Genomic DNA, 14,865 nt, shown 5'->3' with positions numbered 1-14,865 from the left:
GTGTCGTCCGGCGGGGGCACGTCGTCCGGCGGTGCCACGTCGTCCGGAGGTGCGGCGTCGGGCAGCCGTGTCACGTCGGTCGTCGGCCGACCTGTGCCGGTCGGCGGTGACAGGTCACCGGGAGGTGTGACGTCGGCCAGCCGTGCCACGTAGAACCGAACGCCGGCACGGCACACGTCGGCCTCCGACCGCCGTGATCCCTCCCCGTCGTGCGCCAAGCCGCGGAGCACACCCGCCGGTCCGCGAGGGAACGCCGCGACGGCCGCCCTGGGTCCACTGCGGGAGCAGCCGCGGTCAGCCCGTCGCCGCGCGCCCGGACTCAGCCCGCCGCGGCAGCAGCCCTGCCCAGCTCGTCGCCTCAGCGCCCGCGCTCAGCCCGCCGTCGGGATCTGGGCCCGGAGCAGTGGGGTCAGGCGGGTTGTGCGCGGCTTGGCCGGGACCTCGGCGACGGCTCGGGGAAGCGCCTGCTCCGCCCCGTGGACGACGGACAGATGGCGGACAGCCCGGCCGAACGCCGTGTACACCCAGGGCCGGCTGAGTGCCTGTACGGCGTCCTTGGGCAGCACCACGACCACCGCGGGCCACCGCAGCCCCACCGCCTGGTGCGCGGTCAGTGCCCAGCCGTGCCGTACCGCCTGCTCCACCCGCTCCTTCGGTACGACGACGGGGACGCCCTCGCAGTCCAGGTGCAGTCCTTCGGCGTCGGCCGTCACGACGCGGCCTGGCAACGTACGGCCCGGTGCGGGGGAGTAGGCGATCCGGTCGCCGGGGTCGAAGCCCCCGAAGCGACCGGGGCCCGGATTGAACCGCTCCTTGAGTGCCGCGTTGAGCGCGCGGGTCCCCACCGCCCCGCCGTGGCCCGGTGTGATCACCTGGGTTTCCTCCGACGGCACGCCGATCGCCCGCGGCACGGAGTCCGCGACCAGCTGAACGGTGCGGTGCACCGCCTCCCCGGCGTCCCGCACCGGCACGATCACGACCTCCTTGCCGGGCGCGTCGATCTGCGGGAGCTCGCCGATCCCGATCGCCGACACCAGCTCGCCGAGCGGGCCGGGGTCGGGGGTCCGCGAGGCGATCTGCGGGCACACCCGGGCCGTCAGGAGATCGGCGAACACCCGGCCCGGACCGGCCGACCACAACACTCCCGGGTCACCGCTCAGCACCAGGCGGGCCCCGTCGGGGAGTGACTCGGTGAGCAGCGCGGCCGTCTCGACGTCCAGCTGGGGTGCGTCCAGCACGATGAGCAGATCGAGGTCCAGCGCGCCGTCCGCGTCCCGGCCCGGTCCCTCGGCGCCGGACAGCAGACCCGCCACCGTGGCGAGCGCCGGATCCGGCCCTGGCGCGCCGCCGTCCCGCTGGTCGAGCCGCGCGAGCACAGCGGCGAACTGATCGCGACCGGCCGGGCTGTGGGTGGCGGCCCAGGCCCGCACCCCGAGCCTGCGCGCCTCGCTCAGCAGCGTGGCCGGCTCGATGTGCGAGGCCGTGCCGCCGGTGTGCAGCACCAGTCCGTGACCGGCCACCGCGCGGATCAGCTCACCCGTGGAGCCGCGAGCGGACCCGGCTGCCTGCTCCCATTCCTCGGCCGAACCGTCCTCCTTCGGCGCGGAGTTGATCAGCCGGGCGAGGCCGTCGGCCAGGCTCTCCTCCGCGAGCGCGTACCGCTCCAGGCCGATCAGCACCCGGACCGGGCGTTCGGCGTCCTCTTCCTCTTCCCCGTCCTGCGGGCCGCCGGCCGCGGACGTCTCCAGGGCGTCCTGGAACACAAGGGCCTCGCCCTCGGCGATCGTGCTCTGCACGGCCGCGTCGGGGTCCGGCACCGAGCTCTGGGCGAGCGCGGTCTCGAGGGCCGCGACCTCCAGTGCGGTGTGCCCGGCCAGGGCTGCCTGCTCCAGCAGCCAGACCGTGACCGCGCGGGTCCGTCGCTCGTCGTCCGGTCGGCACTCGGCACCGAGCAGCGCGCGGGCGAAGCCGTCGGCCTGCTCGGGGCGCACCCCGGCGACCCGCAGCAACTGCCAGGGGTCCGCACGCAGGTGGGCGTCCGCGCCCTCGCCGAGGGCCTCCGCGACCTGGGGTGCCAGTGTCCCGGGGGCGCCTCCCTCGCTCAGGACGGCGCCGACCGCCGCGACGGTCTCCGTCGCGGGGGCCGCCGGGGAGGACGGCGATGCGAGAGGCCGGCTGGGGCGCACGGGTTCGGGGGCGGACCGGCGCGGGGAGGGGGCCGGCTCGGCGAAGGCGCTCGACAGCGGCTGCTCTCCGCGCTCCACCGCCCGCACGGCCGCGAGCAGGTCGGCGGCCTGCCCGCTGAGCTTTGCACCGGCCTCGACAGGGCCCTGCTTCTCCGCCTTGCGCCGCTCGATCCGCTCCCGCTCGATCCGCTGGGCGGCCAGTTCCGCCCCGGCCTCCGACCGCCCGGTCGCGGCGGCGTCATCCGCGGCGCCGGAGGACGACCCCTCGGCCCGGTCCTCGCCCTGCCCGGCGGCCGCGGTCGGCTCCTCGGCACCGTCCGCCCCGGTCACGGCCCCGTCCTCCTGCTTCTGCGGCCGGGGGGCCGACTCCGTGGTCTCCGGGTCCGTGCTCACAGCGTGCTCCAGTCGTGATCGGGATAGCGGTGCACCGGGGCCGACACGTCGTCCAGCGCCCGGCAGATCTCGTCGGGAAGACTAAGCGCCTCCACTGACAACGCCGCCGTGAGCTGCTGTGCGTTGCGCGCGCCCACGATCGGCGCGACGACGCCCGGCCGGTCGCGGACCCAGGCCAGCGCCACCTGGAGCGGCGTCGCGGACAGCCCGTCGGCGGCCGTCTGCACCGCGTCGACGATGCTGCTCGCCGTGTCGTCCAGGTAAGGCGCGACGAACGGCGCCATGTGCTCGGAGGCCCCGCGTGAGTCGGCCGGCGTCGACTGCCGGTACTTGCCGGTGAGTACACCCCGGCCCAGGGGAGAGGACGGCAGCAGCCCGACCCCGAGGTTTAGTGCGGCCGGCAGCACCTCGCGTTCCACGCCGCGCTGCAGCAGGGAGTACTCCATCTGGGTGCTGGCGATGCGGGTGCGTATGCCCGGCACCGCGAGCTGCCATGTCGCCGCCTTCGCCAGCTGCCAGCCGCAGAAGTTGGACACGCCCGCGTACCGGGCGCGTCCGCTGCTGACCGCCAGGTCGAGCGCCTGCAGCGTCTCCTCCAGCGGGGTGTCGGGATCGAAGGCGTGGATGTGCCACAGATCGACGTAGTCCGTGCCGAGACGGGCGAGCGAGGCGTCCAGCGAGGCGAGCAGATGGCCGCGCGAGCCGTCGAAGCGGCGGTCGGGGTCCGGCACGCTGCCCGCCTTGGTGGAGATGACCAGGTCGCGGCGTGGCACGAGCCCGTCCATGAGTTGCCCGAGCAGATACTCGGCCTCCCCGTCGCCGTACACGTCCGCCGTGTCGACGAGGGTGCCGCCGGCATCCCAGAACACCTTCAACTGCTCCGCGGCGTCGTGCTCGTCCGTGTCGCGTCCCCACGTCAGGGTGCCGAGTCCGATCCGGGAAACACGAAGCCCGGTACGGCCGAGATGCCTCTGCTCCATGAACGCCGAGATTACGGCCTGAACTCGGCCCGTGGGGGGCCCGTGGACAACCGATTTCCCCTGCCTCCCGGCGAGTGATGAGTCGGTCTGCCTTCCGGGGCGGACACCGCGCTAAGGTCTGCCCCCAAGGGACGTTACTGATCGGTAAGGGGAATCGGGCATGCAGCTCGGGATCAACCTCGGCTACTGGGGCGCCGGAATGGACGCCGACAATCTCGCCGTGGCCCAGGAGGCCGACCGGCTCGGCTATGCGGTGTGCTGGGCCGCGGAGGCCTACGGCTCGGACGCGGCCACCGTGCTCACCTGGGTCGCCGCCCAGACCGAGCGCATCGACGTCGGTTCGGCGATCTTCCAGATCCCGGCCCGCCAGCCGGCGATGACCGCGATGACCGCCGCCACCCTCGACTCGCTCTCCGGCGGCCGCTTCCGCCTCGGCCTCGGCGTCTCGGGACCGCAGGTCTCCGAGGGCTGGTACGGCGTCAAGTTCGACAAGCCGCTCTCCCGCACCCGGGAGTACGTGGAGATCGTACGGAAGGCGATGACGCGCGAGCGGCTGTCGTACGAGGGCGAGCACTGGACCCTCCCGCTGCCCGGCGGCCCCGGCAAGCCGATCAAGCTGACCGTGCACCCCCAGCGCGAGCACATCCCGCTGTACATCGCCGCCATCGGCCCGAAGAACCTGGAGCAGACCGGCGAGATCGCCGACGGGGCCCTCCTCATCTTCCCCTCGGCCGACCACCTCGAGGAGACCGCGGTCAAGCACCTGCGCGCCGGGCGCGAGAAGGCCGGCAAGACCCTCGAGGGCTTCGACATCTGCCCCACGCTCCCGCTCGCGGTCGGCGACGACAAGGACGTGGACGCGCTCGCCGACACCTTCCGTCCCTACACCGCCCTGTATGTCGGGGGCATGGGCAGCCGTAAGCAGAACTTCTACAACCAGCTCGCCCAGCGCATGGGCTACGAGCAGGCTGCCGCCGAGATCCAGGACAAGTACCTGTCCGGCGACAAGCAGGGTGCCGCGGCCGCGGTCCCGCACGAGCTGATCGACCGGACCACCCTGCTGGGCTCCGTGGGCCGCATCGCCGAGCGGATGAAGGCCTACGCCGAAGCCGGCGTCACCACCCTCACCCTGGCGCCCGCGGGGTTTGCCCTCGAGGAGCGGATCGCCTCGCTGCGGGCCGGGTCCGAGGCCCTGGAGCGGGCCGGGCTCGCGTAGCGGGGCGGACGTCTCAGCGGCCGTGGTGGGGGCTCGGGGGTCTTCCCCGCCACGGCCGTCACCCGGAACAACGCGCTGGGCCCCACACGGTTACGGCACCGGTTCTAGCGGGGCTGTGCTCCGTTCGGCCGAGTCGCCCCGCACAGCTGTTGCAGCACCCTCACGACCGCATTTGACTCGTTCTTTGCGGAGTCCTGCAGAGAGGTGCGCGCCATGCTTTCGGCAAAGAGTCTGTTCCAGGAGATCCTCGACGACGACGAGTCCTTCCGGCTGTTCTGCTCCATCGCGGCCAGCGGAGAGGCACAGGGCGGCTGGGAGAACGGGCGCATCGCCGCACTCGTACCGGCGAGCGAGCGGGGGCTCGCCCCCAAGATCGCCCGCCACGGCAGGGACGAGGACAAGCACGGGCGGATCTTCGGCGCGCTGCTGCGCAAGCGCGGTCTGACACCCATGCCGGTGCCCCCGGAGACCGACTACACGATGGTGCTGGAACGGCGGGGTATCGGCCTAGCGCACGAGAAGCTCAAGGCCGACGAGCCGCTCGGCGTCCCGGACGTCATCACCTATCTGGCGCACAGCAGGGTCACCGAGCAGCGTGCCGCGGAACAGATGGCGTTGCTGCGCAGGCACTTCTCGGACGACCCCGACATCGGCAGAGCAGTCCGCGTGATCGCGCGCGACGAGGACAACCATCTCGCGTACTCCCACGAGGAACTGCTGCGCTTCGAGGCCGCCGGACACGGCCCCTTCATCCGGCGGACGCTGCGCGAGTGCGCGCTCGCCGAGATCCGTGTCCACCGGGACGTCAGCCTCGCGGTCATGGCCCACATGGGGCGCATCCTCGGCTGGTCCCCAGCCAGGTCGGCGCTGCTCACGGCCGCCGTCCACGCGTCGTACGCCTACGAGCGGCTCGGCGGCTGGAGGCGCATGGTGAGCCTTCGGATGCCCGAGCGACGGGACCCGCTCGGCGAGCCCGCCGCCCCCGCGCCCGAGTTCGCCTGAGCGGCCCGCCGCGCGCGCGTGCGGCGGGCCCGCGTCACATCCAGCCCCGCCGTTTGAACAGCCGGTACAGCAGGACCTCGAACCCTCCCATCGCCAGGATCACCGTCGGGTACGACCAGATCCAGTGCAGTTCCGGCATGTGTTCGAAGTTCATTCCGTAGATCCCCGCGATCATGGTGGGGACCGCGGCCATCGCCGCCCACGCCGAGATCTTCCGCATGTCGTCGTTCTGCCGGACGCTCATCTGCGCCAGATGCGCGGCGAGGACGTCGGAGACGAGCCGGTCAAGGGCCTCCACCGACTCGTTCACCCGCGTCAAGTGGTCCAGGACGTCACGGAAGAAGGGCCGCGACTTCTCCTGCACGAACGGCACCGTCGCACCATGGGTGCTCTGCCCCGCCAGCCGGACCAGCGGCGGCGCCAGCGGGACCGTCGCCCGCCGGAACTCCACGATCTGCCGTTTGAAGGCGTAGATCCGCGAGGCCGTGTGCCGTGACCCGCCGCCGACCGGTGAGAACACCCCAGTCTCCAGCTCCTCCAGGTCGGTCTGCAGTTCGGTCGCGACGTCCAGGTAGTGGTCGACGACCGAGTCCGCGATCGAGTAGAGGACGCCCGTCGGTCCGTGCCGCAGCATGTCGGGCCGCTCCTCCAGGTGCCGCCGCACCGAGCCGAGCGGCACGGGATCGCCGTGGCGCACGGTCACCACGAAGGCGTCGCCCAGGAAGACCATCAGCTCACCCGTGGAGACGGTGTCGCTATGGGGCTCGTACGCCACCGGTTTGAGCACCACGAACAGCGAGTCGTCGTACACCTCGAGCTTCGGCCGCTGGTGTGCCGTCAACGCGTCCTCGACCGCCAGCGGGTGCAGCCCGAACTCCTCGGTGACCAGGTCGAACTCTTTCTTTGTCGGTTCGTACAGACCGATCCACAAGAAGGCGTCCGTACAGGCGCGCGCCTCGGCCAGGGCGTCGGAGAGGTCTTCGGGGCCCCCGATCCGCCGTCCGTCACGGTAGATGGCGCAGTCGATGATCACAGAGCGTATTCTCCCGTCCGGTCGTTGCCGCCGCATGCCGATGTCCCTTGGCCCACCCGGCTCGGGAAACCCGGCGGTGCCGTGCCCCCGACGCGCCCCTGCCTCGCACCCCGGGGCCGGCACCGTGGCCGGTCCGGTTCGTGAGGCCTCCCTTTAGGCTGGGCGTCATGCCCACGTTGATCCTCGTCCGGCACGGACGCTCCACCGCCAACACCTCTGGACTCCTCGCCGGCTGGACACCCGGCGTCGCCCTGGACGAGCGGGGCGCCGCGCAGGCCGCGGCCCTGCCCGGGCGGCTCGCCGAACTTCCGGTCGCGGAGGTCGTCACGAGCCCCCTGCAGCGCTGCCAGGAGACCGTCCGGCCACTGCTCGACGCCCGCCCCGGACTGCGCGCGCACACCGACGACCGGATCGGGGAGTGCCACTACGGCGACTGGTCCGGCCGCAAGCTCGCCGAGTTGAAGGACGAGCCGCTGATGGAGGTCGTGCAGGCGCATCCCTCGGCGGCCGCGTTCCCCGGCGGCGAGTCGATGCGGGCCATGCAGGCCCGGGCCGCGGAGGCGGTCCGGGAGTGGAACGCGCGCGTGGAGCGCGATCACGGCCCCGACGCCGTGTACCTCATGTGCTCGCACGGGGACATCATCAAATCGCTTGTCGCGGACGCACTCGGGCTTCATCTCGACCTCTTCCAGCGGATCTCCGTGGAACCGTGTTCCATCACCGCGATCCGTTACACCCGTCTGAGGCCATTTCTCGTTCGCCTCGGTGACACCGGCGATTTCACCTCCCTCGTGCCCCGTGAGGAAGCCTCCGGGTCGGACGCCACGGTCGGAGGCGGTGCGGGCGCACCGTGATCGTCCGCCGCAGTAGGGTGAAGCGATCGCACCAGCGCAGTAGTTGTCAGTAAACGAAGCGGGCCGGCGCGGTCAGCCGGTCCCGATCCCGATCCAATGGAGACAGGACGTGTCCCGTCAGGTGTTCCTCTACGACCCCCCGGAGCGTTTCGTGGCCGGTACGGTCGGGCTGCCCGGGCGCCGTACCTTCTTCCTGCAGGCCTCGGCCGGACCCCGGGTGACCAGCGTGGCCCTGGAGAAGACCCAGGTCGCGGCGCTCGCCGAGCGCATGGACGAGCTTCTCGACGAGGTCGTGCGCCGCAGCGGCGGCAGCGCCGCCGTACCCGCCATGGCTCCCACGGAGGTCTCGGACACGGCACCGCTGGAGACCCCCATCGAGGAGGAGTTCCGCGTCGGCACCATGGCCCTGGCCTGGGACGGCGAGGAACAGCGCATGATCGTCGAGGCCCAGGCCCTGGTCGAGCTGGACGCCGAATCCGAGGAGGACCTCGCCGAGGCCGAGGAGCGACTGCTCCAGGACGAGGAGAACGGCCCGCCGATGCTCCGGGTCCGGCTCACCGGCGCGCAGGCCAGGGCCTTCGCCAAGCGCGCCCTCGATGTCGTCAACGCGGGGCGGCCACCCTGCCCGCTGTGCAGCCTCCCGCTCGACCCGGAAGGACACGTATGTCCGCGCCAGAACGGATACCGCCGCGGAGCGTGACCACGCCCGAACTTCTCGCCGAGGGCGAGCTGACCGTGGTCGGCCAGATCCGCGACGCGTCCAACGCGGCCCTGTACTGCACGGTCTCCTACGACGGCCGCGAAGCCGCCTGCATCTACAAGCCGATCGCCGGCGAGCAGCCCCTGTGGGACTTCCCGGACGGCACGCTGGCAGAGCGCGAGGTCGCCGCGTACGTGGTGTCCGAGGCGACCGGCTGGGGGCTCGTGCCGCCCACCGTGCTCCGTGACGGGCCGTACGGCCAGGGCATGTGCCAGCTGTGGATCGACGGGCAGCCGGGTGCCGAGTTGCTCGCCCTGATGGACGGCGAGGAGCCGGAGGACGGCTGGAAGGCCATCGGCCTGGCGGACGCCGGTGACGGCAGGACGGCCCTGCTGGTGCACGCCGACGACGAGCGATTGCGGCGCCTTGCCGTGCTCGACGCGGTCATCAACAACGCCGACCGCAAGGGCGGCCATCTGCTGCCGGCCGCCGAGGGGCGTCTGTACGGCATCGACCACGGGGTGACATTCAACACCGAGAACAAGTTGCGCACCCTGTTGTGGGGCTGGGCCGGGGAGCCGCTGACGGGGGAGGCCGTCGAGGTGCTCAAGGGCCTGAAGGACGCGCTCGACGAGGGCGCGGCACTGGCCGTGAGGCTGTCCGAACTGCTCACCGGGGCAGAGGTGCAGGCGACGCGCGCACGGGTGACGGCGCTGCTGGAGTCGGGCAGGCATCCCGAGCCGAACGGGGAGTGGCCGGCGATCCCGTGGCCGCCGGTGTGAGCCGAGGGCGGTGCGGACCACCGCCTTGCACATCCTCGGGTGTCGCGCAAGGACGCCTTCCCGGCCATCCGGCCCGGTCCGGTTCGTATACGTAACTTCGGGCCGGTTAGGCTCATGACATGCATGCCTGGCCCGCTCCCGAGGTCCCCGCCCTGCCTGGTCAGGGCCGCGACCTGAGGATCCACGACACCGCGACCGGCGGCCTCGTCACCCTCGACCCCGGTCCCGTCGCCCGTATCTACGTCTGCGGCATCACCCCGTACGACGCGACCCATATGGGTCACGCGGCGACCTACAACGCGTTCGACCTCGTGCAGCGCGTGTGGCTGGACACCAAGCGCCAGGTCCATTACGTCCAGAACGTGACCGATGTCGACGATCCCCTCCTCGAGCGGGCGCAGCGCGACGGCGTCGACTGGGTCGGCCTCGCCGAGCAGGAGACGGCGCTCTTCCGCGAGGACATGACCGCCCTGCGCATGCTCTCCCCGAAGCACTACATAGGCGCCGTGGAGGCGATACCGGGGATCGTGCCGCTCGTCGAGCGTCTCAGGGACGCCGGAGCGGCCTACGAACTCGAAGGCGACGTCTACTTCTCCGTGGAGTCCGACCCCAACTTCGGCAAGGTGTCCAACCTGGACGCCGCCGCGATGCGCCTGCTGTCCGCGGAACGTGGCGGCGACCCGGACCGCCCGGGCAAGAAGAACCCGCTCGACCCGATGCTCTGGATGGCCGCGCGCGAGGGCGAGCCCAGCTGGGACGGCGCCTCGCTGGGCCCCGGCAGGCCCGGCTGGCACATCGAGTGCGTGGCCATCGCCCTCGACCACCTGGGCATGGGCTTCGATGTGCAGGGCGGCGGCTCCGACCTCGCCTTCCCGCACCACGAGATGGGTGCCTCGCACGCGCAGGTGCTGACCGGCGAATACCCGATGGCCAAGGCGTACGTCCACGCCGGCATGGTGGCGCTGGACGGCGAGAAGATGTCGAAGTCCAAGGGCAACCTGGTCTTCGTGTCCCGGCTGCGACGCGACGGCGTCGACCCGGCCGCGATCCGGCTCGCGCTGCTCGCGCACCACTACCGGTCCGACTGGGAGTGGACCGACCAGGTGCTGCGGGACGCCGAGGCGCGGCTGGAGCGCTGGCGCGCCGCCGTCTCCCGGCCCGACGGCCCGCCCGCCGACGCGCTCGTGGACGAGATCCGCGAGGCCCTCGCGAACGACCTGGACGCACCGGCCGCGCTCGCCGCGGTCGACCGCTGGGCGGCGCTCCAGGAGCAGAGCGGAGGTACGGACACGGGTGCGCCCGGTGTCGTCTCACGTGCCGTGGACGCGCTGCTCGGCGTGGCCCTCTGAGCTCCTGAGGCAACAGCAGACCGGCGCCGGGACGGGACGTACCCGCCCGGCGCCGCTCGGCGTCCGTCCGGTCGGTTCACTGGCGGATGCCCGTCACAAGGACCGGCGGCGACGAGCCGCCCGTCACGCGGAACGGACCAGGGCGGTGCGCCGGTGCGCACCGCCCTGTCAGTCCTCCTGAGTGTCCTCGTCCTCGCCATCCGGCCGCGGGGGCTTCGGCGGCCGCGTCCGGCCGCCCGGGTTGTCCAGCCGGAACGGACCGGTTTCGCCGCTGTCCGTGGCGTGGCCGCCCGGCGGGCTGACGTCCCGTCGGCGCAGATACCGCTCGAACTCGCGGGCGATCGCCTCACCCGACGCCTCCGGCAGCTCGGCCGTGTCCCGGGCCTCCTCGAGCGTCTGCACATACTCGGCGACCTCGCTGTCCTCGGCGGCCAGCTGATCCACGCCGAGCTGCCAGGCGCGGGCGTCCTCCGGCAGTTCGCCGAGCGGAATACGCAGGTCGAGCAGGTCTTCCAGACGGTTGAGCAGGGCCAGCGTGGCCTTCGGGTTCGGTGGCTGCGACACATAGTGCGGGACCGCCGCCCACAGCGAGACGGCCGGGACGCCCGCGTGCGTGCACGCTTCCTGCAGCACGCCCACGATGCCCGTCGGCCCCTCGTACTTGGTCTCCTCCAGATCCATCCGGCGGGCCAGGTCCGAATCGGAGGTGGTCCCGCTGATCGGGACCGGACGCGTGTGCGGGGTGTCGCCCAGCAGCGCGCCCAGGATCACCACCAGCTCCACGCCCAGCTCATGGGCGAAGCCCAGCAGCTCGCTGCAGAACGAGCGCCAGCGCATCGACGGTTCGATGCCACGGACCAGTACCAGGTCCCGGGGCTTCTCGCCGGCCACACGGACCACCGAGAGCCGGGTCGTGGGCCAGGTGATCTTGCGAACACCGGCCTCCATGAACACTGTGGGGCGGTTCACCTGGAAGTCGTAGTAGTCCTCGGCGTCCAGCGCCGCGAACACATCGCCCTTCCATTCCCTGTCCAGATGCGCGACCGCGGTGGAGGCGGCGTCGCCGGCATCGTTCCAGCCCTCGAACGCGGCCACCATGACCGGGTCGATCAGCTCGGGAACCCCCTCGAGCTCGATCACCCAGTGCCTCCTTCCGACGTCTCCTCACGTACGTCCCAACCTTACGGCGTTCGGCGGGGGCGCCCGCAGCCCCCTTGCACGGGGGAGTGAACGGATGACTGCCCCGTCGGGGGCCGTCGAACACCATGATCGCCGATTCCGGGCCAGGTGAAGGGAGGTGTTTCACACCTCCGATGGATCAGAGCGTCGAACGCAGCCATTGCTCCACGGACGCGATGTGCACGGTCGCCCAGGAGCGGGCCGCTTCCGCGTCGCGGTCGCGCAGGGCGCCGAGGATCGCGCGGTGCTCGTGCAAGGTGCGGCTGACCGCGTCCTCCTGGGTCAGACCACGCCAGATCCGGGCCCGGGTGGTGGGCCCGGACAGCCCGTCGAGCAGGGAGCACAGCACCGAGTTGCCGGAGCTCTGCACGATGCCCCGGTGGAACTCCAGGTCGCAGGCGACCAGTTCCTCCACCGAAGGGTCCGAGCCCAGCTTGTCCAACTGAGCCGTCAGAGTGTCCAGTTGCTGCTCGCTGATGCGTACGGACGCCATCGCCGTCGCCGCCGGCTCCAGTATGCGGCGCACCGCGAGGAACTCCAGCACGGTGTCGTCGCGGTGGAAGTCGACGACGAAGCTCAGCGCCTCCAGCAGCAACTGGGGGTCCAGACTCGTCACATAGGTGCCGTCGCCCTGCCGCACGTCCAGGATCCGGATCAGCGACAGGGCACGCACCGCCTCGCGCAGGGAGTTGCGGGACAGCCCGAGATCGGCGGCGAGTTCGCTCTCCTTGGGCAGGCGGTCGCCGGGCCGCAGCGCGCCGGAGACGATCATTCCCTTGATCTTCTCGATCGCCTCGTCGGTGACCGCCATGGCGGGCCTCCCTGTTCGCTCAGACATCCGATGTCTCAGCTCATTATGGGGCCCCAGTCGGCTGAACGGGGACGATAATCCCCATGTCACCTCGGGAAACCGCCGCCGGACCCCGGCCCGCTCACTGCGCCGGACCACCCGGGGGCCGGCTCGCCGCGGCACCAGGCGCCGGCGCTTCCAGCTCCGCCAGCGCCGCCGCCTCGTCGAGCGTCGTCAGCACCCGGTCTCGCATCAGGACCCGGCCGTCGACGACGGTGTCCCGTACGTCCGCGGACTGCGCCGCGTAGGCGAGCGTCGCCCACGCGTCGTGCCGGGGGTGCAGATGCGGCCGGTCCAGGTCGAGCACGATCAAGTCGGCCCGCTTGCCCGCCTCCAGCGAGCCGAGCCGGTCACCGAGGCCGAGCGCACGGGCACCTTCGATGGTCGCCATCCGCACCGCCTGCTCGGCGCCGACCGCGGTGGGGTCGCCGGCCGCCTTGTGCACCAGCGCCGCCTGCCGCACCGCGCCCAGCACATCGAGCGTGTTCGAACTGACCGCCCCGTCCGTGCCGAGCCCGACCGTCACCCCCGCGTCCAGCAGCTGCGGCACCGGCGCGATCCCGCAGCCCAGCTTGAGGTTGGACACCGGACAGTGCGCCACCGAGGTGCCGGTACGGGCCAGTGCGGCCACCTCCGGGCCGGTCAGCTCGACGGCGTGGGCGAGCAGCAGATCGGGGCTGAGCAGCCCGAGTGAGTCGAGCAGCTCCACCGGGCGCTTGCCGTAGCGCTCCTCGACGGTGGCGACCTCCGCCGCGTTCTCCGCGGCGTGGATGTGCAGCAGCGCCCCGAACTCCAGCGCCAGCGCGGCGATCTCGACGAGCTGTTCGGGGGCCAGTGTGTAGGCCGAGTGCGCGAACACCACGGGCCGTGTCCCGGGCAGGTGCGCGGTCCGCGCCGCGAGGTCCCGGCGCGCCCACTCCATCCGGTCCTCGTACGCCCGGCCGTCGGGGGAGTCCGGGACGTCCATGAAGGTGGGCCCCGCGAACAGCCGCCAGCCCGTCTCCCGCGCGACCCGCTCCGCCTCCTCGTGGTACCAGTACATGTCCAGCGCCGAGGTCACCCCGGCCCGTACGCTCTCGGCGATCGCGACCCGGACCGCCGACGCCACGTTCCGCGGCGACAGCAACTCCGCCTCCCAGCGCAGGACGCGCTCCAGGAATCCCTGGAGGGTGACATCGTCGGCGCGGCCGCGCAGCAGCGTCATCGCCAGGTGCGTATGGGTGTTGACGAAACCCGGCAGTACGAGACAGCCCGTGGCGTCGATGGCGGTGTCTGCCGTGAACCGGTTCCGCAACTGCTCGGCCGCGCCCACCGCGACGATCGCACCGTCGCGCACGGCGACGGCCCCACCGGGTACGACGGTCCCGGCGTCGTCGACGGTCAGCACCTCGCCGCCGTGCACCAGTAGATCGATGCGCTCACTCATTCCGCGTTCTCCTCGGCCAGCATGCGCAGTGCCTCCAGTGCGACCAGCGCGCCGCGTTCGACTCCCCGGGCGACGACCTCTCGGTGCGGGTCGTAGGCGCCCGTCGAGAAAGCCGCGTCCTTGTCGACCAGTTCGTCCGCGTTGGCGCCGTCCACCACGAGCACACCGCCCGCGACCAGTCCGCGCAGTGAGGCGGTCACCAGCAGAGCGGACAGCTCCATCTCGATCGCCGCGAGCCCCGCACCGTCGTACGCGTTCAAAGGGATCAGCCCCGGCTGGAAGGCGGCCCGGGTCCACACGATCCCCCGATGGTGCGGCACATCCGCCTCCCTGGCCGCCCGTTGCAGCGCGAACACCGCCTCGGGCGCGCAGACAGCGGGGTACTCGGGCGGCAGCAGTTGCTGGGTCACCCCGTCGTCGCGCACGGCGGCCTCGGCGATCACCAGATCGCCGTCGCCGATCTCCGGCTTCATCGCGCCCGCCGTACCGAACCGCAGGAATGTGCGGACCCCCGCGTCCGCGAGCTCCTGGAACAGCAGGATCGCGCCCGGCGCGCCCACCCCGTGCGAGGCGACCGTCACCGGCAGGCCCTTCCAGGTCCCCCGGAACACCCGGTACTCGCGGTGGTACGAGATCTCTTCAGCCCCGTCGAGCAGCGCGGCGACGGTCGCGGCGCGGGCCGGGTCGCCGACCACGACGGCGTGGGGAGGCAGCCCGCTGCGGGGGATGCGGGTGACGGGCGACAGGTCCTGCGTCATGAGGCGACTCCAGTGGGCCGGCGAATCCGGAGTGCGGCGCGCGGCGGACGCGCAGGGCACACCGGCTACCGTACGCAGCCGCAGCCCGCTCCGGATCACCGCCCGTGGTCGAGCGCCGGGCGGCCCACGACGTGCCCGGCGCTTCCCGGCGCGCGAT

Annotated in this window: 13 protein-coding genes; 6 read left to right on the top strand and 7 right to left on the bottom strand. The window is 72.1% G+C overall.

Annotated elements, in window-relative coordinates; all coding sequences use genetic code 11:
• Positions 1–371: 371 nt before the first annotated feature.
• Positions 372–2,579 carry a helix-hairpin-helix domain-containing protein gene (locus ACWDA7_RS06645; RefSeq protein ID WP_450603081.1) on the bottom strand — a complete coding sequence of 736 codons (2,208 nt, stop codon included), beginning with the start codon at positions 2,577–2,579 and terminating at the stop codon, positions 372–374.
• Positions 2,576–3,559 (bottom strand): aldo/keto reductase, encoded by a 984-nt coding sequence (locus ACWDA7_RS06640; protein ID WP_450603080.1) that lies wholly within the window; start codon positions 3,557–3,559, stop codon positions 2,576–2,578. Before ACWDA7_RS06640 ends, ACWDA7_RS06645 begins: the two co-directional genes overlap by 4 nt.
• Positions 3,560–3,719: 160 nt before the next feature.
• Between ACWDA7_RS06640 and ACWDA7_RS06635 the strand changes: the two genes are divergently transcribed.
• Positions 3,720–4,775: an LLM class F420-dependent oxidoreductase gene (locus tag ACWDA7_RS06635; RefSeq protein WP_450603078.1), complete on the top strand. Its 1,056-nt coding sequence runs from the start codon at positions 3,720–3,722 to the stop codon at positions 4,773–4,775.
• Positions 4,776–4,988: 213 nt separating this feature from the next.
• Entirely contained in the window at positions 4,989–5,777 is a 789-nt protein-coding gene (locus tag ACWDA7_RS06630; RefSeq protein WP_450603077.1) for a ferritin-like domain-containing protein, read from the top strand.
• 34 nt (positions 5,778–5,811) lie between these two features.
• Here ACWDA7_RS06630 and corA read toward each other — a convergent pair whose 3' ends face one another.
• On the bottom strand, positions 5,812–6,810 hold the full coding sequence (gene corA, locus ACWDA7_RS06625) for a magnesium/cobalt transporter CorA (RefSeq protein ID WP_450603076.1): 999 nt from the start codon (positions 6,808–6,810) through the stop codon (positions 5,812–5,814).
• A gap of 167 nt (positions 6,811–6,977) precedes the next feature.
• On the opposite strand from corA, the gene ACWDA7_RS06620 reads away from it, so the two are divergent.
• The 4 genes from ACWDA7_RS06620 to mshC all read left to right on the top strand — a co-directional run bounded on the left by ACWDA7_RS06620 (position 6,978) and on the right by mshC (position 10,495).
• A complete protein-coding gene (locus ACWDA7_RS06620) occupies positions 6,978–7,664 on the top strand; it encodes a histidine phosphatase family protein (protein WP_450603075.1) in 687 nt (228 codons plus the stop codon).
• Positions 7,665–7,773: 109 nt separating this feature from the next.
• Positions 7,774–8,364 carry a DUF3090 domain-containing protein gene (locus ACWDA7_RS06615; protein ID WP_450603074.1) on the top strand — a complete coding sequence of 197 codons (591 nt, stop codon included), beginning with the start codon at positions 7,774–7,776 and terminating at the stop codon, positions 8,362–8,364.
• Positions 8,328–9,146 (top strand): SCO1664 family protein, encoded by an 819-nt coding sequence (locus tag ACWDA7_RS06610; RefSeq protein WP_450603073.1) that lies wholly within the window; start codon positions 8,328–8,330, stop codon positions 9,144–9,146. The genes ACWDA7_RS06615 and ACWDA7_RS06610 overlap by 37 nt, the downstream gene beginning before the upstream one ends.
• Positions 9,147–9,265: 119 nt before the next feature.
• Complete coding sequence (mshC, locus tag ACWDA7_RS06605) at positions 9,266–10,495, top strand: cysteine--1-D-myo-inosityl 2-amino-2-deoxy-alpha-D-glucopyranoside ligase (protein ID WP_450603072.1); 1,230 nt, start codon at positions 9,266–9,268, stop codon at positions 10,493–10,495.
• A 168-nt stretch (positions 10,496–10,663) separates the two neighbouring features.
• Here mshC and ACWDA7_RS06600 read toward each other — a convergent pair whose 3' ends face one another.
• From ACWDA7_RS06600 to ACWDA7_RS06585, 4 genes are all read right to left on the bottom strand, one after another.
• Positions 10,664–11,635: a PAC2 family protein gene (locus tag ACWDA7_RS06600; RefSeq protein ID WP_450603071.1), complete on the bottom strand. Its 972-nt coding sequence runs from the start codon at positions 11,633–11,635 to the stop codon at positions 10,664–10,666.
• 178 nt (positions 11,636–11,813) lie between these two features.
• Positions 11,814–12,485 (bottom strand): FadR/GntR family transcriptional regulator, encoded by a 672-nt coding sequence (locus tag ACWDA7_RS06595; RefSeq protein ID WP_359389596.1) that lies wholly within the window; start codon positions 12,483–12,485, stop codon positions 11,814–11,816.
• Positions 12,486–12,606: 121 nt separating this feature from the next.
• Entirely contained in the window at positions 12,607–13,950 is a 1,344-nt protein-coding gene (locus ACWDA7_RS06590) for an amidohydrolase (RefSeq protein ID WP_450603070.1), read from the bottom strand.
• A complete protein-coding gene (locus tag ACWDA7_RS06585; protein WP_450603069.1) occupies positions 13,947–14,708 on the bottom strand; it encodes a nucleoside phosphorylase in 762 nt (253 codons plus the stop codon). Before ACWDA7_RS06585 ends, ACWDA7_RS06590 begins: the two co-directional genes overlap by 4 nt.
• Positions 14,709–14,865: the final 157 nt, after the last annotated feature.

It is taken from the genome of Streptomyces sp. NPDC001156, assembly GCF_053598275.1.
The sequence above is the reverse complement of the archived record's forward strand: the minus strand, read 5'-3'. Positions and strand labels throughout refer to the sequence as shown.

Bases quoted from the DNA above. Each gene is read 5' to 3' on its own strand.
- ACWDA7_RS06640 (WP_450603080.1), bottom strand. From the start codon at position 3,559: ATGGAGCAGAGGCATCTCGGCCGTACCGGGCTTCGTGTTTCCCGGATC.
- ACWDA7_RS06635 (WP_450603078.1), top strand. From the start codon at position 3,720: ATGCAGCTCGGGATCAACCTCGGCTACTGGGGCGCCGGAATGGACGCC.
- ACWDA7_RS06630 (WP_450603077.1), top strand. From the start codon at position 4,989: ATGCTTTCGGCAAAGAGTCTGTTCCAGGAGATCCTCGACGACGACGAG.
- ACWDA7_RS06620 (WP_450603075.1), top strand. From the start codon at position 6,978: ATGCCCACGTTGATCCTCGTCCGGCACGGACGCTCCACCGCCAACACC.
- ACWDA7_RS06610 (WP_450603073.1), top strand. From the start codon at position 8,328: ATGTCCGCGCCAGAACGGATACCGCCGCGGAGCGTGACCACGCCCGAA.
- mshC (WP_450603072.1), top strand. From the start codon at position 9,266: ATGCATGCCTGGCCCGCTCCCGAGGTCCCCGCCCTGCCTGGTCAGGGC.
- ACWDA7_RS06595 (WP_359389596.1), bottom strand. From the start codon at position 12,485: ATGGCGGTCACCGACGAGGCGATCGAGAAGATCAAGGGAATGATCGTC.
- ACWDA7_RS06590 (WP_450603070.1), bottom strand. From the start codon at position 13,950: ATGAGTGAGCGCATCGATCTACTGGTGCACGGCGGCGAGGTGCTGACC.
- ACWDA7_RS06585 (WP_450603069.1), bottom strand. From the start codon at position 14,708: ATGACGCAGGACCTGTCGCCCGTCACCCGCATCCCCCGCAGCGGGCTG.